The organism is Mariniflexile sp. HMF6888 (genome assembly GCF_044335535.1).
In the GTDB taxonomy this organism is placed as follows: domain Bacteria; phylum Bacteroidota; class Bacteroidia; order Flavobacteriales; family Flavobacteriaceae; genus Mariniflexile.
Genome location: NZ_JBIQVZ010000009.1, coordinates 27,281 through 50,426 on the forward strand (window position 1 = coordinate 27,281; position 23,146 = coordinate 50,426).

General features: G+C 33.7%; 19 protein-coding genes. 9 read left to right on the plus strand and 10 right to left on the minus strand.

What is annotated here, in order from left to right; translation table 11 throughout:
• Window positions 1–265: 265 nt before the first annotated feature.
• Window positions 266–1,222 (plus strand): helix-turn-helix transcriptional regulator, encoded by a 957-nt coding sequence (locus ACGLWY_RS15905; RefSeq protein WP_396620743.1) that lies wholly within the window; start codon window positions 266–268, stop codon window positions 1,220–1,222.
• A 257-nt stretch (window positions 1,223–1,479) separates the two neighbouring features.
• Here ACGLWY_RS15905 and ACGLWY_RS15910 read toward each other — a convergent pair whose 3' ends face one another.
• From ACGLWY_RS15910 to ACGLWY_RS15955, 10 genes are all read right to left on the minus strand, one after another.
• Window positions 1,480–1,734, minus strand: coding sequence for a hypothetical protein (locus tag ACGLWY_RS15910; protein WP_396620657.1), 255 nt, complete (start codon window positions 1,732–1,734; stop codon window positions 1,480–1,482).
• Window positions 1,735–1,845: 111 nt separating this feature from the next.
• The gene (locus tag ACGLWY_RS15915) at window positions 1,846–2,295 is read right to left on the minus strand and encodes an SRPBCC domain-containing protein (protein WP_396620658.1); all 450 of its coding nucleotides are present in this window, start codon (window positions 2,293–2,295) and stop codon (window positions 1,846–1,848) included.
• A gap of 83 nt (window positions 2,296–2,378) precedes the next feature.
• Window positions 2,379–2,768 carry a DoxX family protein gene (locus tag ACGLWY_RS15920; RefSeq protein WP_396620659.1) on the minus strand — a complete coding sequence of 130 codons (390 nt, stop codon included), beginning with the start codon at window positions 2,766–2,768 and terminating at the stop codon, window positions 2,379–2,381.
• 304 nt (window positions 2,769–3,072) lie between these two features.
• Window positions 3,073–3,579 carry an SRPBCC domain-containing protein gene (locus tag ACGLWY_RS15925; RefSeq protein ID WP_396620660.1) on the minus strand — a complete coding sequence of 169 codons (507 nt, stop codon included), beginning with the start codon at window positions 3,577–3,579 and terminating at the stop codon, window positions 3,073–3,075.
• The gene (locus ACGLWY_RS15930) at window positions 3,576–4,016 is read right to left on the minus strand and encodes an SRPBCC family protein (protein ID WP_396620661.1); all 441 of its coding nucleotides are present in this window, start codon (window positions 4,014–4,016) and stop codon (window positions 3,576–3,578) included. Before ACGLWY_RS15930 ends, ACGLWY_RS15925 begins: the two co-directional genes overlap by 4 nt.
• A 16-nt stretch (window positions 4,017–4,032) precedes the next feature.
• Window positions 4,033–4,356 (minus strand): ArsR/SmtB family transcription factor, encoded by a 324-nt coding sequence (locus ACGLWY_RS15935; protein WP_396620662.1) that lies wholly within the window; start codon window positions 4,354–4,356, stop codon window positions 4,033–4,035.
• 243 nt (window positions 4,357–4,599) lie between these two features.
• Window positions 4,600–5,136 carry a peroxiredoxin-like family protein gene (locus ACGLWY_RS15940; protein ID WP_396620663.1) on the minus strand — a complete coding sequence of 179 codons (537 nt, stop codon included), beginning with the start codon at window positions 5,134–5,136 and terminating at the stop codon, window positions 4,600–4,602.
• Window positions 5,133–5,618, minus strand: a complete 486-nt coding sequence (locus ACGLWY_RS15945) for a hypothetical protein (protein ID WP_396620664.1) — start codon at window positions 5,616–5,618, stop codon at window positions 5,133–5,135. Before ACGLWY_RS15945 ends, ACGLWY_RS15940 begins: the two co-directional genes overlap by 4 nt.
• A 110-nt stretch (window positions 5,619–5,728) precedes the next feature.
• Window positions 5,729–6,571: a helix-turn-helix domain-containing protein gene (locus tag ACGLWY_RS15950; protein WP_396620665.1), complete on the minus strand. Its 843-nt coding sequence runs from the start codon at window positions 6,569–6,571 to the stop codon at window positions 5,729–5,731.
• 542 nt (window positions 6,572–7,113) lie between these two features.
• Window positions 7,114–7,236, minus strand: coding sequence for a hypothetical protein (locus ACGLWY_RS15955; RefSeq protein ID WP_396620666.1), 123 nt, complete (start codon window positions 7,234–7,236; stop codon window positions 7,114–7,116).
• Window positions 7,237–7,420: 184 nt separating this feature from the next.
• Here ACGLWY_RS15955 and ACGLWY_RS15960 point away from each other — a divergent pair, with 184 nt between their 5' ends.
• The 8 genes from ACGLWY_RS15960 (at window position 7,421) to ACGLWY_RS15995 (ending at window position 23,090) form a co-directional block, all read left to right on the plus strand.
• A complete protein-coding gene (locus tag ACGLWY_RS15960; RefSeq protein ID WP_396620667.1) occupies window positions 7,421–7,720 on the plus strand; it encodes a hypothetical protein in 300 nt (99 codons plus the stop codon).
• A gap of 115 nt (window positions 7,721–7,835) precedes the next feature.
• Entirely contained in the window at window positions 7,836–10,505 is a 2,670-nt protein-coding gene (locus tag ACGLWY_RS15965) for a glycosyl hydrolase family 95 catalytic domain-containing protein (protein WP_396620668.1), read from the plus strand.
• Window positions 10,506–10,536: 31 nt separating this feature from the next.
• Entirely contained in the window at window positions 10,537–12,849 is a 2,313-nt protein-coding gene (locus tag ACGLWY_RS15970) for a beta-L-arabinofuranosidase domain-containing protein (RefSeq protein WP_396620669.1), read from the plus strand.
• A gap of 16 nt (window positions 12,850–12,865) precedes the next feature.
• A complete protein-coding gene (locus tag ACGLWY_RS15975) occupies window positions 12,866–14,428 on the plus strand; it encodes a glycoside hydrolase 43 family protein (protein WP_396620670.1) in 1,563 nt (520 codons plus the stop codon).
• Between the two features lie 26 nt (window positions 14,429–14,454).
• Window positions 14,455–17,082 (plus strand): xylan 1,4-beta-xylosidase, encoded by a 2,628-nt coding sequence (gene xyl3A, locus ACGLWY_RS15980; RefSeq protein ID WP_396620671.1) that lies wholly within the window; start codon window positions 14,455–14,457, stop codon window positions 17,080–17,082.
• A 5-nt stretch (window positions 17,083–17,087) separates the two neighbouring features.
• Window positions 17,088–19,022, plus strand: coding sequence for a glycoside hydrolase family 97 catalytic domain-containing protein (locus ACGLWY_RS15985; RefSeq protein ID WP_396620672.1), 1,935 nt, complete (start codon window positions 17,088–17,090; stop codon window positions 19,020–19,022).
• Between the two features lie 5 nt (window positions 19,023–19,027).
• Window positions 19,028–20,383 carry a glycoside hydrolase family 43 protein gene (locus ACGLWY_RS15990; RefSeq protein ID WP_396620673.1) on the plus strand — a complete coding sequence of 452 codons (1,356 nt, stop codon included), beginning with the start codon at window positions 19,028–19,030 and terminating at the stop codon, window positions 20,381–20,383.
• Between the two features lie 103 nt (window positions 20,384–20,486).
• Complete coding sequence (locus tag ACGLWY_RS15995) at window positions 20,487–23,090, plus strand: TIM-barrel domain-containing protein (RefSeq protein ID WP_396620674.1); 2,604 nt, start codon at window positions 20,487–20,489, stop codon at window positions 23,088–23,090.
• The last annotated feature ends 56 nt before the right edge of the window (window positions 23,091–23,146 follow it).

Below are 23,146 nucleotides of genomic sequence, written 5' to 3' on the forward strand. Positions count from 1 at the left end.
AACTCATCTTGACTTTTTCTATTTCCTAAAAAATGGCTAAAATTCGTCCATATTTCGTTTCTTTTTTTATGCTTAGCTCTGCTATGCCTTTCAAAAAGTGCCTCATCTGTACAAATTTTATCTCATTTTCGGTTAAAAACAAAAAGTCAAGATGAGTTCATTGTGATTATGATATTAATGCTGAATTGCTATGGATAAAATGAAGCCTCATTTTGGTTTATACTTTCATTTGAAGTCCTATCTTTGGGAAATATGTTATGCCATTATGAGTTTAGATTCTGTAAAACGTTTTGACCGTATTGTAGCTATTCTTGTGCAATTACAGTCTAAACGCATTGTTAAAGCCCAGGAACTAGCAGACCGATTTCAGGTAAGCTTACGCACTATTTATAGAGATGTAAGAACGCTGGAAGCCTCTGGTGTACCTATAGTAAGCGAAGCTGGGGTTGGGTATTCCATCATGGAAGGGTATAGATTGCCTCCTGTTATGTTTACACGTGAAGAGGCAGGAAGTTTTGTTGCGGCAGAAAAGTTCATGCAAAAGTTTGTTGATAAATCTTTAGGAAGTCATCATGAATCGGCCATGTACAAAGTGAAATCGGTGTTACGAGGACGCGAAAAAGATTGGATTTCAGCATTGGAATCGCAAATAATGGTTGATCCTTCCCAGGAACTCTTCAATAAAAATTTACCGAACGCATTAGAGATTCTTTTTGAGAGTGTTGCTGAAAAGAAGCAAGTATTTTTAAAGTACCATGCCTTAAACAGTGAAACACCTTCAGAAAGGTATATAGAACCCGTAGGCTTGTTCCATGAAAACGGATTTTGGTATGTATTAGGGTATTGCCATATTAGAAATGATTACAGGCAATTTAGAACCGATAGAATGTTGTTGATAAATAGAACCCAGCTTCCATTTACGATGGAACACGGAACGATAGATGAGCATCGACAAAAGAATGAAGCAGTTCAAAAAACAAAAGTTATAATTTTAGTCGATAAAAGTGTAGCACGTTATATAAACAGTGGAAGAAAACACTATGGCTTTGTTTCTGAAACAGTAAAAGGTCATTATGTTGAAATGACTTTTATGACGACCGATTTGGAAAACGGATTCCCTAGATGGTATCTTATGTTTTGTGATTATGCTAAAATTATAGAACCCGAAACTTTAAAGCATCGTATTAAGGACATACTGAAAAAGGCAGAATCTAGTTTATAGGCGAAGATGTTTTTAACGTGTTCAAAGTTCGGAGTTCGGAGTTCAGAGTTCAGAGTTCAGAGTTCGTACCGAAGAAGTTTATGATACACAATTCAATAATTACACTGATACACAGTTAAAAGTTACAGGGTATGTTTATCAACTTGAACTAAGGTTTTATAATGATTTTTGATTTTGATTTTTGATTTTGGTTTAACTATTTAAGCACTTGAATATCAGATTGCATTATATCAAACTCACGTTTTTAAGATCCAAACTCAAATTTCAGATTTATTTTGAGTTGTCATTGAAAGTTCATCTTTTAGAGGTTCTATATAAAAGCCATCATCACTAATTATTTGAACAAGAACCTCATAATCAATTTGGCCTGTAGTGTTTTCAACTCGTAAAATATTATCACAATCTTCAAGGTCGAAATTGATTTTATAACCGGAAAATTTTTGCTGTAGTTTCTCGATTATTTGTTCTGCTTTCTTTTGTTTAGTGATATTGGTTTTAAATACTTCTACCATTTTAGAAATAGTTTTGATTAACTTATCTATGGAAATATTGAACTCATCTTGATTTTCGGTTAAAAACAAAAAGTCAAGATGAGTTCATTAATACGATGCTAAAAATTGGATTTAGTTGCGTCTGTATCCTTCTTTCTCTAAAAAATCTTTCAAAGCTGTATGTATTAAATAGGTCCAGCCATTTATGAAATTCTCTCTTGCAAAATCTGGATTGTTTGCAGGGAAAGTATCTAATCCTGTATGTGTTAACCTTAATTTTGTTTTGTTTGCGCCTTCGTCAAAAAGTTCAAATGTTACTGTAGAATAGCCTTCATGTCCGTGGTAAGTCCAGCTATGCTTTAATTTTTTTAAAGGTTCAACTTCTAAAATTTTACAGATATGAAGATATTGTTCGCCTTTTAAACCTTGACCATAAAACTGAAATTCAAAACCATCTTCAGCTTTAAAATCATTCAATTCGAAGTACCATTGTTTCATTAAATCCTTTTCGGTTATGGCTTTCCATACAAGTTGTATGGGTGCATTAAAAATCTTTTCAATTTCAACTATTTTTTCTTCCATAATTAATGCTTCTTAATTGTTCATTTCTTCTTGATGTTTTTTCAACTAATAGACATAGACTTAGTATTTCAGCTTATTGAATCTTAATTTGACAAAAGTGCTTTTAGGTTCTTGTTTCGTAGCAAAATACTTAACCATAAAACAATTCCAAAAATTACTGGAAAAATGATATTAAACATGGGGTCTTTATGGATAACATGGGTTGCTACCGCACCACCTAACCACCCCGTTAAAATAATGGCACCGAAGATGACTGTTTTCGGAAAAGCATATAATAAAGTACCTATAAGTAATACGATGCCTAAATAAAAGACAGATTCTTTTGGATATCCCATAGCTGTTGCACCTGTTATAGCTTCTTCAGTTTGTAATAGATTCATAATAGCTCCCATTAAAAACATAAGAACTACAAGACCTTGTAGAATGTAAGAAGTCCATAATTGTACTTTTGATGTTTTTTTTGTTGTTTCCATTTTTTATTGATTTTGGTTATTGAACTCATTTAAAGTTTTTCAATTTGCTAAAAAATTGTCCTTTTTTGTCCATGCGTCTCCCGGCCCATTGGCTACGCCGAATCTTTGATTTCACTAAAACAGTCCACTGGACTGTTTCTTAACGCTCTGTCCTGTCTTTTCTTCCTTCCGTAGCTTTTCCAACGCGACAAGCTGGCTCCTTCTCTAAAAAGGTTTACTAAACCTTTTCTTTACGCTCGGCCCTAACTCAAAAAAGCCTTCAACAGAACTAAAATCCCCTAATTTTCGCTTAATTTCAAAAACTTTAAATGAGTTCCTTTAATTGTTGCTTTAAGTAGTCATCTAAATTTTCAAGAGCCGCTGTGAACCCTTCTTTGAAGCCCATGTCGATAATTTTCTGAATATCTTCAACTTTATCAAATGATATTTCTATTTTCACATGGGTGGTATTTTCTTTAGATTCAAACTGATTGTTCCAATGCATACTTGGATGTTCGGTATTAGTCACGCCTTCTTCGTTACAAAAGGCATCTTGAACAGTGAAATAGCGGTGCTTTGAAATTTTTAAATAATCTGCACGACACCAATGTTTGTCACCTTCAGGGCTAAGCATATAATATAAACAATGCCCACCTTCTTTAAAATCCATAAATTGTATAACGGCTATATAAGGCTTTGGTGCCCACCATTGTTCTAGTAATTCAGGTTCAGTCCAAGTGCTCCAAACCAATTCTAAAGGCGCATTGAATGTACGGGTTACATGAAGCTTTTTGTTTTCTAAGTCTTTGGTGAAATTTGTTAGGTTTTTCATTTTTTACTTTTTAGATAATTAGACAATTTTTCTAAGTTTTGTTTTAATCCTTCATCAGCTTTATGTGCTTTTATTACCGTTTCAAGCATTTCAGGTGTATCGAAAAGCATACTCCAATCTATTTGGGTGTCTTGGCCTTTGGCTGTAAAAAGAACCGTAGTAATAAAATGAGGATTGAAATGTTCAAATTCAATTTTTTTTAAAGGAATAATTTCCTTGTATATACTTTTGTTTGGATAGTTTGTGCCATCTGGTCCGTGCATGGTTAATTTCCATTCTCCCCCTTCTTGAAAATCCATTTTGTGAATGGTAGTGGTAAAACCATTGGGTCCCCACCATTTTACAAGGTGTTCTGGTTTTGTCCAAGTTTCCCAAACCAATTCAATAGGCGCTTTAAATATGCGAGCCATTTTCAGTTGTCTGCCTTCTACTTCCATTTTTAATTACTGTTGATTACTTTTCGTTTTTTGATTGCATTTTTATTAAGAGTTGGTCTAATTGGTCAAAACGTTGTTCCCACATTTTTCTGAAAGGTGCTAGCCATTCCTCAACTTCATTTAAAGAATCCAGTTTAGCTTCGCAATACCGCTCCCTTCCTTGCTTTTCCACACTAATTAAACCACATTCTATTAATATTTTCATGTGTTTTGAAATAGCAGGTTGACTCATGTTAAAATTTTCCGTTACACTTGTTAGGTTCATTGGGTTGTTTGCTAGAAGTCCAATGATTTCTCTTCTCGTAGGGTCTGCAATGGCTTGAAATACATCTCTTCTCATAATCTACTATATATAACTGTTTGGTTATAAAATTATATATAACCGATTAGTTATGCAAATAAAATTTAGATTATTTTAAAAATAAACAAGGTTTTATGTGTTCATAAATCATGAACCGGAGTATTAAATCTCAGGGCAAATGCATATTCACATTTTCTAAACCATCAATGTAAAAGACAACTTTTCACCATCAGGAATAGTTAGTTTTTTTCTGAAGATGGTATTTTCCCATTTTCAGAATTATTATTTTATGGATTGAAGTATGGATTCAATTTTAGGATGGTCACTAAAGTGTTTACCGTAGTAAGCCATCTGTACGATACCATCAGGATTTATGAGAAAGCTTGCAGGCATAAGTTTCGGATCGGCATCAATCTCAATTTTTTGAGACTTGTTTTTTATGGCATTGAATATTAATTGAGGATGAAGCAACAGTCTGACAGCACCGATAAATGAAGATTCTGTAACGCCGTATGCTTTGTATATGCTTTTATTTTTGTCTGAGAGCATTGGGAAAGGTGTTTTTTCATTTGCTGCATAACGGAGGAGACGGTCTTTATCAGAAGGCCAAATAGCTATAACTTCTATATTGTGTTTCTCGAAGCGTTCATAATGTTGTATCAATTCATTGGTTCGCAAATTACAAAACGGGCATGTGGCAAAACGATGAAACGATAAGTATATCCACTTGTCATTTGCAGGGACGCTAATTTTCTTTCCCCATAAATCTGTTGTATAAATTTCTGGAGCGGTATCTTCTACCTTGATAGTTCTTTTCATTTGTACATTTTATGTGTTAGAATTTTAAATATCACTACTTGTATCACCATCAACATGGGTACATAAACCGAGACTGTAAAATAGTTGACTCCAAGTGGCAATTGATATACTTTTTCGCTCATGGCCAAAGTCAGTACCACAACCATATCAATGATACTCACAACAGAAAAAAGCCAGATGAATTTAATAGCAGACTTCTTTTTGGATTTGAGTAAAAGCAGCGCGACCAAAGCTAATATCCCGGAGAGAAAATCTCCATGAGCTACTATTTCTTTTAGATAGGGAGGGAAGTTCGCCGAGACCTGGCCCGGCATGAATAAAGAAAGCGGTAAGTAACGAAAGACGTTAATAAGAAGCAGAAGAGCTAAAATATCAAACTTGGTTTCTTTCGTTATTTTGGGAATCACATACCATTTTATAATTAGAAAAAACACCAATAGGCTGAACGTACATTGTATGCCCAATACGATTAAAGAATCCATGTTATTTTGTTTATGATTAATAACTTGAACAAAACTATCGAATGTGAATTCCTTAGAACTGTGATAATAAGTCCAGAATATAGGACTTATGGTTCAGTGTTTACGAATGGTTATTTTTGATTTGATTTTCTGTAATCAGAAGGCAGCATATTAAATTTCTGATGGAAAAGTCTTGAGAAATACGAACTGTCTTCATAGCCAATTTGAAAGCTAATCTCGCTTACGGTAAGAGAAGAATGAATCAACAGATTGGCGGCTTTTTTCATCCGTTTATTGCGAATGTAATTGGCAGGAGTATCATCAAAATGCTTTTTAAACCCTCTTTTGAAGGTAGAAAGACTTTGACCGGCTAAAAAAGCCATCTGGTCAAGGCTGAGATTGGAATAAAGATGAGACTCAACGACTTCTGAAATATTCGCTTTTTGTGGGGTAAATAAATAACTATACAGCTCTAATATGGTTTCAGCTACATCTGTATGGAGTAAGAGTAAAATAAGTTCTTTAACCTTAAGATAGAGTATTTCTTCTTTTGCCATCTCAGGATTGTCGAAATAAAAATTAAGACTTTCTATAAAGTGATCAATGACATTTTTTTGGGAAAGTCTGTATGCATAATTACTCGAATTCTTTTGTTTAACAAAAAAAGGAATCTCTTCCTGAAATATTTTTTCGAGAATATCAGGAAAAAAATGAATAACACATACATCACAAAGACCCGACGTATTATTTTGAAAAAGATCTGCAAAATAGGTTCCGCATTTTAACAAAACACTTTCATTCTCTTTGGTTATGATTTTTTCAGTTGGTGTTGCTATATGAGAGCCTCCTTCTTTAAAATACAGGAAACAAGCTTCATCTTGAAAAACAGGATTTTGACGTAAAGGAGGAAGAACTTGTAACTTTTCTATAATCGTTCTACCATTTAGGTCAATATGTTGTCTGTTTTTTATCATTCGATTAGTCGTATTATTTACTGTAGAATTTGTCTGGTAACGTGTTTTTGGGCGAGGATTTTGCTTCGCCAGTTCACTGTGCCCGTGTTCGAAGGAAAATCGGAAGCCAGCAAACAAGCAACCAACTTTGTGCTAGTTAAAACTAACAATTTTTCATACATGGTGTTCTAGTTATTTAGTTATTGTAAAACGTTTTTACACTTATTAATTTATACTTTTATGAGATTATATGATTGCACTAATTGATTTTAACGGGTTCTTTTGTGTGTGTCTATTGCCAGATTTGCAATTTCTTCACTTGGGTATATTGTAGAGTTTTCCTGTTTTTTTATCAACTCAAATCTTTGCCCCCTATCATCGTCATACTCTATTTGGGATAAACCATATTTCTCATCATTCATTAATGCTTTGTACTCTGTAATTTTTCATATATCATTTCTTTTCTTCAAAGGTATTACAAAAGTAATTTTTTGACAAAATGATTAAAATTATTGAGGATATGTTTTCTTTTGACGGAATCTAATCGGTTTATTGAATTATTATTAGTCATTTCCAACACCATGGTCTCCATCTTTTTTTCGATGCAATGAATTTACAATTCGTGAGTCATTTAATAATGAAGAATACATTTCATGTGCTTGTTTATTAGAGAGAGGTTCATTCATTTCAAGTGCGTTTAATAGCGCACCATATGAAATGTTTATAAATTTAAAGAGAATGTTCAATTATTGAAAGTGCAAATTACAATATATCGGCATATTTGTTTTTTTACCTAAAAATGATACAACCGGTTATGTTGATTATTCATATATCACACATGAAAAAGAATATTAAATTAAAAATAAATAAATGAACTTTCAACATTTTAATAAATCATTTTCATTTATAGCTAAATGCAATAGAGTTTATTTTTCTTCACTTATTTCTAGAAGTGCTTTGGTACAAATGCAAACTTTTAAATTACAAGATTTTATTATTAGATATGGTTCTTTTGAAGATTTACAAGACGTTAATTTAAAATATATTCTTAATTTGGAACCAGATAGACTTTTGGCTACTTATTTAATAGATATTGATTTACCTATAAAAAAAGACCGATACGGTAACTTGGAAAACATAAGGTTTGATGGTAAAATATGGGATATCTAGGAGGTTCTATTAGTAGCCATATACATTATCTCATTTTTTAGATATAGATTTCGATTATTTTGATATTTCAAATAAAATTTCTGAATAGAGATGCCTAATTAAATATAGATGATAGATGAATTATATTCTTGTTAAATTAAAAATAAACCATTTATACTTTCTAATAATAAGTGTTTTATGTGTAACGAGTTTAAATGCTCAAATATTACTTTTTCAAAATCTAAAATTAAGTTCTGAAGATAGGGCCAAGGCTATTCTGCCATGGGCTCAAATTCCGACTTCTGTTTTTAAAAATCAAAAGCATCAGCAATTGGCTCTTGAAACGGCAAGAAAGTCTATGATATTTTTTCAGAAAAACAATAGTACTCTTCCTTTAAAAAAATCAACAAGAAAATTAAAATTATGGTATAATGCACCTTCTGGTGAAGTTTGGGAAAATGCTTTACCAATTGGTAATGGCTTCCAAGCAGCTATGGTTTATGGCAATGTAAAAAAAGAAATATTCCAGCTTAACGAACATACCGTTTGGAGTGGAAGCCCCAATCGTAATGACAACCCAAATGCTTTAAAAGCCCTACCTGAAGTTAGAAAGCTCATTTTTGAAGGTGAGTATAAAGCAGCAGAAGATATGGCTAATGCCCAAATAATAACAAAAAAATCGCATGGACAAATGTTCCAACCAGTTGGTAACCTAGAACTAACCTTTGCTGGTCATGAAGATTATTCTGATTATTATCGTGAATTAGATATAGAAGATGCTATTGTCAAAACTACTTATACCGTTGATGGCGTAACCTATATCAGAGAGGCTTTCACATCTTTCCCTGATAGAGTGATGGTTATTCGCCTTTCGGCTGACAAACCCAATAGTTTATCTTTTAACGCTTCATTAACTTCTCAATATGAGAAAAAGGAATTTAAAGTTAATGGCAACAAGGAGTTATCACTTTGGGGTACTACCAGCGATCATGAAGGTGTAGAGGGTAAAGTTGAATTTAATGCGCTTGCTAGAATAAAAACTGATGACGGCAACATAATCCATACTAGTGATTCTATTGCTATTGAAAATGCCAATTCTGTTTTAATATTTGTTTCCATTGCTTCTAATTTCAATAATTATAATGATATCAGTGGTGATGAAAATCAGCGTGCCAAAGATTATTTGGATAAAGCTTTTAACAAGAATTTTGAAGCCTTGAAAGCGGCACATATTGAAGCGTATCAAAAATATTTCAACCGTGTTAAACTTGATTTAGGTTCTACAGAAGCTTCTAAATTACCAACGAATGAGCGGCTTAATAATTTTAGAAATACAGAAGACCCTTCATTTGTAACTTTATATTACCAATTTGGGAGATATCTTTTAATTTCTTCATCTCAACCCGGAGGTCAACCAGCAAATCTTCAAGGTATTTGGAATGGAAATATGAGGCCTGCTTGGGATAGTAAATATACTATCAATATCAATACTGAAATGAACTATTGGCCAGCTGAAAAAACCAATCTTTCAGAAATGCATGAACCGCTTTTGAAGATGGTCATGGAACTTTCTGAAACAGGAAAGGAAACAGCCAAAGTGATGTATGGAGCCAATGGTTGGCTAGCGCATCACAATACAGATATTTGGAGAATCACGGGGCCTGTTGATGGCTCGTTCTGGGGTATTTGGAATGGTGGAGGTGGTTGGTTAAGCCAACATTTATGGGAACATTATTTATATACTGGAGATAAAAACTATCTTGAGTCAGTGTATCCTGCTATTAAAGGTGCTGCTGATTTTTATGCTGATTTTTTAGTAGAACATCCTAAATACAAATGGCTTGTGGTTGCTCCTGGAAATTCACCAGAAAACGCACCAAAAGAACACCAAGGTGCCTCAATAACTGCAGGATCTACTATGGACAATCAACTTGTTTTCGATGTTTTTAGTGTAACCATTCAAGCAGCGAAAGCACTTGGAAAGGACAACGATTTAATCGAAAAACTAGAGGGTTTGAAAGAAAAATTATCTCCCATGCATATTGGAAAACACAACCAATTACAAGAATGGTTAGATGATGTTGATAGCCCGGATGACAATCACCGCCATATCTCACATTTGTATGGATTGTATCCATCAAACCAAATTTCACCATATAGCAATCCGAAACTTTTTGCAGCAGCTAAAAATACACTTTTACAAAGAGGCGATGTGTCTACTGGCTGGAGTATGGGATGGAAAGTAAATTGGTGGGCAAAAATGCAAGATGGTAATCACGCCTACAAATTAATTGAAAGTCAATTAATGCCACTTGGCACTGTTCGTGGCGGTGGCGGAACTTACAACAATCTTTTTGACGCACATCCTCCTTTTCAAATTGATGGTAATTTTGGTTGTACATCTGGCATTACAGAAATGTTAATGCAAAGTTCAGATGGAGCCGTACATTTAATACCAGCTTTACCAGACAATTTTAAAAATGGTATGATTAGTGGTTTAAAAACACGAGGTGGTTTTACAATTGACGAGATGATTTGGGAAAATGGTGAGCTGGTTTCCGTTAAAATCACATCAACTTTAGGAGGAAATCTACGTTTAAGAACACCTAATGAAATAAAAACAAAATCTGGAAAAAAACTTAAAAATACTTCTGGAGAAAATCCAAATGATTTTTTTGTGGTTAGTAAAATTAGACAACCTATTATATCTGAAACATCAAATATTCAACCATTGCAATTAAAACCAACATTTCTTTATGACATGCCTACTAAAAAAGGTAAATCATACATTTTTGTTATGAAATAAAAAACACAAATTAAACAAATACTAAAATCAAATGAGCTTTCAATATTTTAAATATATTTTATCACCAACCAGAAAACTGAACTACTTACTGTTTTTACTTACATCGTGTTCTGTTTTTGCTCAAATGCAGCCTTTTAAATTGCAAGAAGTAAGACTTACAGATGGTCCTTTTAAAAACGCACAAGATGTTGATTTAAAATACATTCTTGATTTGGAACCCGATAGGCTTTTAGCCCCCTATTTAATTGATGCCGGATTTCCAACAAAAGAAGACCGCTATGGAAACTGGGAAAGCATAGGCTTGGATGGACATATTGCTGGTCATTATTTATCGGCTTTAGCCATGTTATATGCTTCAACAGACAATCAAGAACTTAAAACACGTTTAGATTATATGCTTTCTGAATTGGAGCGTTGCCAAAATAAAAATGGGAATGGCTATGTTGGAGGTATTCCTCAAGGCAAAATATTTTGGGAACGCATTCATAAAGGTGATATTGATGGCAGCGGTTTTGGTTTAAATAATACTTGGGTACCTCTTTATAATATCCATAAATTATTTGCAGGTTTAATTGATGCTTATCATTTTACTGGCAGTGAAAAAGCAAAATCTATTGTCATAAATTTAGGTGATTGGTTTATTGGTTTGATCGAACCACTTTCCGACGAGCAAATACAAAACATTTTAAGAACCGAACATGGCGGTATAAATGAATCTTTTGCTGATTTATATATAATAACAAAAGATGAAAAATACTTAGTAACTGCTAAAAAGTTAACCCACAAAACTTTTTTAGAACCATTACTACACCAAGAAGACAAGTTAACAGGGTTACATGCCAATACCCAAATACCTAAAGTTCTTGGTTATGAAAAAGTAGCTTCTTTAACCAATAATGAGGAATTATCTGAAGCTGTCAAGTTTTTTTGGAGAGATGTTTCTCAAACACGAAGTGTCGCTTTTGGTGGCAATAGTGTAGCAGAGCACTTTAACCCTGTTGACGATTTTAGCAGTATGATAAAATCCAACCAAGGACCAGAAACCTGCAATTCTTATAATATGGTTCGTTTAAGCAAAGCGTTGTTTTTTGACCATAATGATGTTAGCTATATAGATTTTTATGAAAGAACGCTTTACAATCATATTCTGTCAAGTCAACATCCTGAAAAGGGTGGTTTTGTGTACTTTACACCCATACGACCCAATCATTACAGAGTATATTCACAACCAGAAACAAGTATGTGGTGTTGTGTTGGTTCTGGTCTAGAAAACCATACTAAGTATGGCGAATTAATTTATAGCCATACCAATAACGATGTATTTGTGAATCTTTTTATTCCATCTACTTTAAATTGGGAAGAAAAAGGTATTACGTTAACCCAAAACACGAAGTTTCCTTATGAAAATCAATCAGAAATAGTTTTAAATCTTAAAAAGAAACAAACATTCACTTTAAATATTCGTCAGCCTAAATGGGCAGAAAATTTTGAAATTTTAGTAAATGATAAGGTTCAAAACATACAAAAAAAGCCTTCTAGCTATATTACCATTAAAAGGACATGGAAATCTGGAGACAAAATTTCTATTAGGTTTAAAACCTCAACACATTTAGAAAATTTACCAGACGGCTCAAATTGGGTTGCTTATGTCGATGGTCCTATTGTATTAGCTGCCAAAACTTCAACAGAAGATTTGGACGGTTTATTTGCAGACGATAGTCGTATGGGACATGCTACTCACGGAAGATATTTTCCGTTAGATGAAGCTTATGCCTTAGTTGGCAATAAAGACAGCTACCTTTCTAAACCAAAAAAAATCGGAAAACTTCATTTCAGTCTAGATTCTTTAGAACTTCAACCATTTTTTGAAGTGCACGATGCGCGTTACCAAATGTATTTCCATACATACAGCAACGAGGAGTACAAAGAAAAACAAGCTATACTTAAACAACAAGAAATAGATGCTGCGGCTCTTGAAGCCAAAACTGTTGATAAAATAAGTTGTGGTGAACAACAACCTGAAGTCGGACATTTTTATAAGGGTGAAAAAAGTAACTCTGGATATAATGATGATAAATTTTGGAGAAGCACTCGTGGTTTTATGGCTTACCAACTTTCAAACAAAAACCTGCAAGGTAAGTTTTTAGATATTTCAGTATTAGATGAATTAAAATTAGATAATGTTGAAATTTCTATTAATGAAAAACCTGCTGAAATAATTTCTACAGAAAATAAAACCATTAGAATAAAATTGAGTGATATGGAGATTGTAAACGTAAAAATTACTTCAACCAACGACAGACCAACGCCTCGATTTTACGAATTAAGAATTTTAAAAGATTAATACCAATTAAACTGCAATGAAAAAAATAGCATTCCTATTATTAGCCAATTTAGTTTTCATTTTCCATTTAGGTGCACAAAATAACAAAGCTGAAAACCCAATAATATATGCAGATGTACCAGATGCTTCTATGGTTCGTGTTGGAGACACGTATTACATGAGTAGCACAACCATGCACATGAGTCCGGGATTGCCAATCATGAAATCTAAAGACTTAGTGAATTGGGAACTTATAAATTATGCCTATGATGTACTTGGACATAATGACGAGCTTGATTTGGAAAATGGGAAAAGCATGTATGGTAGAGGCTCATGGGCTAGTTGCTTACGTTATCATAATGGGAAATTTTATCTGAGTACTTTTTCGGCAACAACAGGAAAGACCCATATTTTTATTACTGAAAATCTTGAAAAGGGAGCTTGGAAAAAAATAGAATTTAAGCCTTCTTACCACGATCACTCCATGTTTTTTGATGACGATGGTAAAATTTATATAATTTGGGCTGCTGGAAAACTTAATATTGCAGAGTTAAAAGATGATCTTTCGGGTGTAAAAGAAGGAACAGAAAAAGTCCTAATTGAAAATGCCAGTGCACCTGCGGGAAATAATATCATGCTAGGTGCAGAAGGATCCCAACTCTTTAAAGTAAGCGGAAAATACTATCTGTTTAACATTACTTGGCCTAGAGGAGGAATGCGAACTGTGATTATTCATCGTGCAGATCATATAAATGGCCCTTGGGAAGGTAAAGTCGGTTTACAAGATTTAGGCGTAGCTCAAGGTGGACTTATTGATACACCAGAAGGTAAGTGGTTTTCATACTTATTTAAAGACAATGGTGGCGTAGGAAGAATACCTTATTTAGTACCTGTAGAATGGGTTAACGATTGGCCTGTTTTAGGAGAACATGGTAAAGTTCCTGAAACTCTTGATTTACCGAAGAGTAAAGGACTGATTCCATGTATTGTAAACTCAGACAGTTTTGAGCGTAAAAAAAACGAAAGAGATTTACCATTGGTATGGCAATGGAACCATAATCCAAATAATTCGTTATGGTCTGTAAGAGAAAGAAAAGGATTTTTAAGGCTAAAAACAGGAAGAATAGATACCTTATTTGTTCAAGCAAAAAATACACTTACCCAGCGTACTATAGGACCAGAAAGTAAAGGAGCAACTTTATTAGATGTAAGTAACATGAAAGATGGAGATGTTTCAGGTTTGTGTTTACTACAAAAACAGTATGGTTTTATTGCGGTTAAGATGGAAAATAGCGTAAAAAAAATCATTATGGTTAGTGCTGCTACTGGTAGTGAAAAAGAACTTAAAAGTATTCCATTAAAACAAAATCAAGTTTATCTTAAAGCTGAGTGTGATTTTAGAAATCAAAAAGACACAGGAAGGTTTTATTACAGTCTTGATGGTAAAACATGGGAATCTATAGGCGAGGCAATTAAGTTACCCTATACATTACCTCATTTTATGGGATATAGATTTGGATTATTTAACTATGCTACAAAGCAAATAGGTGGCTTTGTAGATTTCGATTATTTTAATATTTCTGATAAAATATCAGAATAAAAAAACTCATTTAAAATAGATAATTAATGAATCATATTTTTTGTAGTCTAAAAATAACTAATGTATACTTTTTAATAATAAGTATATTATGTGTAACAAGTATAAACGCTCAAAAATTACCTTTTCAGAATTCTAATTTAAGTTCTGAAGAACGTGCAAAAGATTTGATTTCTCGTTTAACACTTGAAGAAAAAGCTACATTAATGTGTGATCAGTCTGATGCCATTCCACGATTAGGGATTAAAAAATTCAACTGGTGGAGTGAAGCTTTACACGGTTATGCCAATAACGACAATGTAACTGTTTTTCCAGAACCTATAGGTATGGCAGCTTCCTTTGATAATGAACTGGTATACCATATTTTCGATGCAGTATCTGATGAAGCACGAGCAAAATATAACCAATGGATTCAATCTGGAAATGAAAACAAACGTTTTTTAAGTCTTTCTGTATGGACGCCTAACGTCAATATTTTTCGCGATCCACGTTGGGGTCGTGGCCAAGAAACCTATGGAGAAGATCCATATCTAACATCGCTCATGGGAGTTTCGGTTGTTAAAGGGTTACAGGGTCCAGAAGATTCCAAATATCGTAAACTTTTAGCTTGTGCTAAACATTATGCCGTACACTCAGGTCCGGAATGGAGCCGACATGAACTTAATTTAAATGACGTTAATCCTCGTGAATTGTATGAGACCTATTTACCTGCTTTTAAATCTTTAGTACAAGATGCCGATGTTCGTCAGGTGATGTGTGCATATCAAAGACTTGATGATGAGCCTTGCTGTGGCAATACAAGATTATTGCAACGGATTCTTCGAGATGAATGGGGCTATAAATATATGGTGGTATCCGATTGTGGAGCCGTAACTGATTTTTTTACTTCACATAACGTGTCTTCAGATGCTACACACGCAGCATCAAAAGCTGTTTTGGCGGGAACAGATGTAGAATGTGTTTGGGAAAATTATCCTTATAAAACCTTGCCCGAAGCGGTTAAGATGGATTTGATAAAAGAAGCTGATGTTAACAAAAGTTTGGCTCGTGTTTTAATTGGTCGTTTTGATTTAGGTGAAATGGATGATGATGCTATAGTGCCTTGGGCTCAAATTCCAGCATCTGTTTTAAACAGCAAGGAACATCAAGAATTGGCTCTTGAAATGGCCAGAAAGTCTATGACACTTCTTCAAAATAAAAACAATGTCCTTCCTTTAAATAAATCAATAAACAAAATTGCTATTATTGGTCCTAATGCAGATAATGAACCTATGTTGTGGGGAAATTATAATGGAACACCCAATCAAACCATTACCATTCTTAATGGCATAAAATCAAAAGTTTCAGAAAGCAACATTTTTTATGATAAAGCCTGTGATTTGGTAGAAGACAAAGTAACCACTACTTATTTTTCTGAAATTGCTTTCGATGGAAAAAAAGGATTTAAAGCAACCTATTGGAACACACCAGACAGAACTGGTGATATTGTAGCAACTGCTCAAATAATAAATCCTTTAAAATTGACTACCGCTGGTCAGCATGAATTTGCTACAGGTGTAAAGCTTGAAGGATTTTCTGGAAAATATGAAGGTGAGTTTGTGGCAACAAAAAGTGATGAATTGGTTTTTAAAACAGGTGCTACTGGAGCATTTGAATTATTGGTTAATGGAGAATCCATAAGTAAATACACTAACTGGCGTACTATACCTACAAGAATTCCATTTAATGTAGAAGCAGGGAAAACCTATAAAATTGAAATTCTTTTTGCACAGTCCAACAACTGGCAAGCGAATCTAGAATTTGATTTTGGAAAAGAGTATGATATTGACTTTAGTGGATTAATTAAAAATTTGGAAGGCATTGACACCGTTGTATTTGTTGGTGGACTTTCAACCTTACTTGAAGGTGAAGAAATGCCCGTATCATATCCTGGTTTTAAAGGTGGCGACCGAACAAACATAGACCTTCCATCTGTTCAAAAAAAGTGTTTGAAGGCATTAAAAGAAGCGGGTAAAAAAGTTATTTTTGTAAACTGTTCAGGCTCTGCTATTGCTTTAGCTGAAGAATCAAAAAGTTGTGATGCCATTCTTCAAGCTTGGTATGGTGGTGAGTCTGGAGGACAAGCAGTTGCCGATGTCCTTTTTGGAGATTATAATCCAGCTGGAAAACTTCCGGTTACTTTTTATGAAAATTCCGATGATTTAGGCGATTTTGAAGACTACTCTATGAAAGGACGTACCTATCGTTATATGGATGATGCTTTATTTCCATTCGGATTCGGATTGAGTTATTCAAAATTCGACATTGGTTCTGCAAGTTTTAATAAAACCACTATAAAATCTGATGAATCCATTCAATTAAACATTCCCATAACAAATACTAGCAAACGTGACGGTACAGAAATCGTTCAAGTATACGTGCACAAATTAAATGATCCAGATGGGCCATTAAAGACATTAAGAGGTTTTAAACGCGTTGATGTTAAAGCTGGTAAAACACATACTGTAACGATTAATTTGCCTGCATCTTCATTTGATTTTTATGATTGGGAGACTATGGGAATGCATGTTACTCCCGGTGAATATGAAGTGTATTACGGAAATAGCTCTGATTCTAAAGATTTAAAAATGACTAAAGTTATAATTCAGCAAAACTAGAACCTATGAAATCAACATTTACAGCCATTTTATTTTTATTTTCAAGCATGTTAGCTTTTTCTCAAAAAGCTCAAGTACTAAGTCCTGATGGAAAGCTAAAATTAAATGTCTCTCTTGAAACTGGCAAACCAATATATTCGGTAACTTATAATGATAAATTAATGCTTGAAAATTCACCTTTAGGTTTAATTACCAATGAAGGTGATTTTAGCAAAAACATGAGCTTTGTAGAATCTACTACAGGAACCATTAATAAAAGTTATGAGCAAGAAAAAATTAAAAAATCTTCTATAAATTATGAAGCCAACAGTTTAAAATTTACAATTGAAAATGCTGATAAAAAACAAATATCAGTAGTATTCCAAGTAAGTAATAATGACATTGCTTTTAGATACGAACTCCCAGTTTGGGGTGAAACCATGGCTTGTATAGTAGAAAAAGAGATTACAGGTTTTAAGTTTCCATCAAATACAACAACATTTCTTTCATCCATGATGAAATCTATGACTGGTTTTGCTCGTACAGCTCCTAGTTATGAAAGTGGTTATACTTCCGATTCTGACATGGAAACAAATACATCTGAAGATGGCTATGTGTTTCCAGGATTATTTCATGTAGGAGACAACGGCTGGGTATTAGTATCAGAAACAGGCGTGTCAAGTCTATATTGTGCCTCTCACTTAAGTAAATATAATGATGGCATTTACAGTGTAGAATTTCCTAATATAAACAATAACAATGGTTTTGGTAGTACTGGTGCTCAAATTGGTCTTCCCGGAATCACGCCATGGCGCACCATTACTGTTGGTAAAACATTAAAACCTATTGTAGAGACTACCATTCCTTATAGTGTCGTAGAACCGCTTTATGAGGCCTCTCAAGACTATAAATATGGACGAGGAAGTTGGAGTTGGATTGTTTGGCAAGATAACAGTATGAATTACGAAGACCAAGTAAAATATATAGACTTAGCGGCAGCGATGAATTTTGAATATATTTTAATTGATGCTTGGTGGGATAAGAATATAGGTTATGATAGAATGAAAGAACTTATTCAATATGCAAAATCTAAAGGTGTTGATGTGCTTCTTTGGTATAATTCAAACGGTAGCTCAAATGATGCTTTCCAGACGCCAATTAATAAAATGAATACATCTATAGCTAGAAAAAAAGAAATGAAATGGCTTAAAGAAGCTGGTGTAAAAGGTTTAAAAGTCGACTTTTTTGGAGGTGACAAACAAGAAACCATGCGTTTATATGAAGATATTCTTTCAGACGCTAATGATTATGGCTTGATGATTATTTTCCACGGCGCAACACTGCCTCGTGGTTGGGAGCGCATGTATCCAAATTTTGTAGGTAGTGAAGCTGTAATAGCTTCAGAGATGCTCATTTTTACTCAAGATGCCCGCAACAAAGAATCTTTTTATGCATCGTTACATCCTTTTATTCGTAATTCAGTTGCAAGTATGGAGTTTGGAGGTGTTTTGCTTAATAAATTTCTGAATAAAGGCAATGAAAAAGGTCAAAAACGCTTAACAACTGATGCTTTTCAGTTAGCAACGAGTGTGCTTTTTCAAAATCCAGTTCAAATGTTTGGATTAACACCTAATAATCTTGAAGATGTACCAACATTTGAACTAGATTTTATGAGGAATGTACCAACAACTTGGGATGAAACCGTTTTTATTGATGGTTACCCTGGTAAATATAGTGTAGTGGCTCGCAGACTTGACCAAAAATGGTATATAGCTGGAGTAAATGCCGAGGAAACTGCAAAAAAAATAAAATTAAAACTTCCTATGCTTGCAGATGTTAAAGCAACTATTTATAACGATGACAAAAGTAGAAACACATTTATGGATGAAGTAAAAATCTCTAAAAAAGGAGAAATTTCAATAACAATACAACCTAATGGAGGATTTGTATTAACTAAATAGTAGAAATGAAAAAAGCAATTGTCATCCTTATAATTTTTTTAAATTATACGATTATAGGAGCACAAAACCCTATTATACAAACTAATTATACCGCAGATCCAGCTCCGATGGGATATGATGGTAAAGTGTTTCTTTATACTAGTCATGATGAAGATGAATCAACTTGGTTCACTATGAACGATTGGCGATTATATACTACAGAAGATATGGTTAATTGGACAGATCATGGAGCTGCATTGTCCTATAAAGATTTTAGTTGGGCAAAAATGAACGCTTGGGCTCCTCAATGTATAGAAAGAAACGGTACATTTTACATGTATGTACCCAATACGACTAGAGAAGGAAAAGGAGCTATAGGAGTAGCGGTTGCAAATAGTCCGTATGGACCATTTATAGATCCTTTAGGAAAACCTTTAATTTCTAATAGTAATGCAGATATAGATCCAACCGTTTTTATTGATGATGATGGTCAGGCCTATTTATTTTGGGGTAACCCTGTTTGCTATTATGTAAAATTAAATGAGGATATGATTTCCTTTGATGACGAAATTAAACAAATACCTAATACAATAGAAGCATTTGGTAAACGGGAAGGAATAGTGAATAATCAAAGACCTACGACTTATGAAGAGGGACCTTGGTTGTATAAACGAAATAATCTTTATTATTTATTTTTTGCTGCAGGGCCAATATCCGAACATATTGGGTATTCAACCAGTAAAAGTATAACAGGTCCTTGGAAATATCAAGGTGTTGTGATGCCTACACAAGGAGGATCTTTTACAAATCATCCTGGTGTCATTGATTTTAAGGACAAAAGTTATTTTTTCTATCACAATGGAGCTTTACCAGGAGGAGGAGGTTTTACCCGTTCAGTATGTGTAGAAGAACTTAAATTTAATAAAGATGGTTCTATTGTACAGATGGATATGACCGAAGGCATTAAACAGAGTTTAAGTCAGCTAAATCCTTATGCTAAAACAGAAGCAGAAACAATGGCTTGGTCTGAAGGCGTAAAGTCAATGAAAAATGATGTGGTTGGTAATTTTATTACTGCAAAATACAATAATGCTTATACCAAGGTAAAAGAGGTAGATTTCCGTAAAGAAGGGGCTTCAAAATTTACTGCACGAATTGGTACAACTCATAATGGTAATGTGTCTATGGAGATAAGATTGGACAGTAAGGAAGGAGAATTGCTTGGAACCGTAAATGTACCAATGACTGGTGGTAATGACAGATGGGAGTTGCGGACAATTGATATTAAAAGAGTCACAGGAGTTCACGATTTATATTTTGTGTTTAAAGGCAAAGCATCAAGTCAAATATTGTTTTTTGATTATTGGATGTTTTCAATGTGATATTTTTTTATATAAAAAAACAACCGATTGTGTTCAAAAAAAGTTGCTTTAAATAAATAAAAAAAAACAATTAATTAAACTAAATAAAATTACACCACTAAGAATGAAAATAATTTATATGGTAAGCTTTTGTTGTTTATTAGCATTTCATCAAAAAGGATCAACAAAAAGCTATACGCAAACAAAAGATGGCATATTTATCGACATCGATAAAGGAACACTTGGTATATATCCAGTTTCAGACGATGCCATAAGAATAAAGTTTTCTAAAGATGCATTAGATAGTTTAACAGAACTAATACTTACCTCAAGGGTTAAAACACCAAAATTCAAGGTTTTAGAAACCTCATTGACTATAGAAATTAAACTAAAAAATATAAATGCAATTTTTGAAAAGAAAACAGGGAAATTAGTTTATACGAATGCAAAAGGGAAAATATTTCTTTCGGAACAAATAGGCTCTCGTAAGTTAATTGCAGATACTGTTTCAGGAGAACCTTGTTACCTTGCAGAACAAAGTTTCATATCTCCTAGCAGCGAAGCTATTTTTGGATTAGGGCAATTTCAAGACGGAAATTATAATTTAAAAAATATAAGTCGTCGATTAACACAAGTAAATACACAAATAGCTATTCCATTTATATACTCAAGTGAAGGCTATGGGTTATTATGGCATCAGTATGGAGTAACAGATTTTAATCCTTCAGAAAATGTTATTGCCTTAAATAAAGATGAGCAAAGAAATAGACAAGATGAAGTTGTAGAAGTTACAACAACATCTGGTACTCAAAAAATAGCCAGAAACCAGGCATTATACTTTGGTAAATTTTCTGTCCCAGAAGATGGCGAATATAATTTGTTTTTAGATTTAGGTGGTATGGCAAATATACATTTTGTCACGATTGATGGTGCTCCCTTTATAGATCAAACTAATCTTTGGTTACCGCCTACAACAAGTAAAACGGTTAAACTTAGTAGCGGTGAACACGATGTACAAGTAATATGTAAATCAGACAATTCCCCAAAATTATCATGGAGATTAAATAATAACATCACAACATTTAGATCTCCGGTTACAAAAATGCTCGATTATGTAGTGTTTAGTGGTCCATCGGCAGATAGCGTTATTGCATCATACAGAAATCTATCTGGTAATGTACCAATGCTTCCAAAATGGGCTTATGGCTTTTGGCAATGTAGAGAACGCTATACGTCTAGCAAGCATCTAATAGAAACGGTAAAAGAATTTCGCAGTAGAGAGCTTCCAATGGATGTTATAGTACAAGATTGGCAATATTGGGGAAATAGAGGCTGGGGTGTGCCTCAGTTTGATGAAACTAATTACCCAAATCCGTCTGGTTTTATAAAAGAACTTCACGATTTAAATGCTCATTTCAGTATATCCATTTGGTCAAACCCAGATAAAAATTCTGAAATAGGAAAAGAATATGTGGCAAAAAATAGCTTCATTAAAAACACAAAATGGTTAGATTATTTTAACCCACAAACAAGAAACGATTACTGGAATACCTTAAAAACAAATATGTTTGACAACGGTGTTGATTCTTGGTGGATGGATGCCGTTGAGCCAGAAAACGATGCTTTAAAAGGAGAAATAACTCATGCTGGTTTAGGCGATTTTTATCGTTTGGCATATCCACTTATGGTGAGTAAAGCCGTTTATGAAGGGCAACGTGAAGCTACTAATAACAAACGTGTTTGCATACTTACACGTTCGGCATTTCCTGGACAGCAACGGTATGGAATTATAAATTGGTCTGGTGATATTGGAGGAACTTGGGATGATTACAAGCGCCAAATCGTAGCAGGATTAAACTTTACAATAACAGGATTTCCATACTGGACAACAGATATTGGAGGCTTTTTTAGACCAGGGAATTCACAGTATACCGACGAAAAATTTCATGATTTACTGACCCGCTGGTTTCAGTGGGGAGCCTTTAATCCTATTTTTCGAATGCATGGATATCAGACAGAAACCGAACCATGGAAGTATGGAAAAATAGTTGAAGATAATATGCGAAAAATATTAAACCTTCGTTACCGACTGCTACCTTATATTTATTCTGAAGCTTGGCAAGTTACCGAAAATGGATCTACGATGATGCGCCCCTTAGTAATGGATTTTAACAGTGATGATTTAGCTGTAAAGCAATCTTATGAATACATGTTTGGAAAGTCATTTTTAGTGGCACCAATAACTAAAGCAAAGGTTAATAGTGGGTATGTGTATCTTCCAAACACAACCAACTGGTATAATTTTTGGACCGGGAAGTATTTCAAAGGAGGACAAACCGTGGATACAGATGCACCCTTCGACAAAATTCCATTGTATGTTAAAGAAGGCTCTATTATTCCTATGGGGGAAATTATTCAGCATTCAGATGAAAGTTCTAATGAGGTTTTAGAAATACGTGTTTATACCGGAGCTAATGGAACATTCAATTTATATGAAGATGAAGGTGGTACCTATAATTATGAAAAAGGGCATTATACTATCATACCTTTTAGTTGGGATGAGAAAAACAAAACGTTAACTATTGAAGAAATAAAAGGTGATTTTAAAAATGCACTTACAGAACGTACTTTCAATATTGTTATTGTAAATGAAACTGAAGGCATAGGAATGACTACACCTACTAGTGGTAAATCAATAGTATATACAGGAAAAAGAATTAAAATATAATAAACCAACATGTATTTTTTATGACACTTTCAGTATGTTTTTAATGAGAAATATAA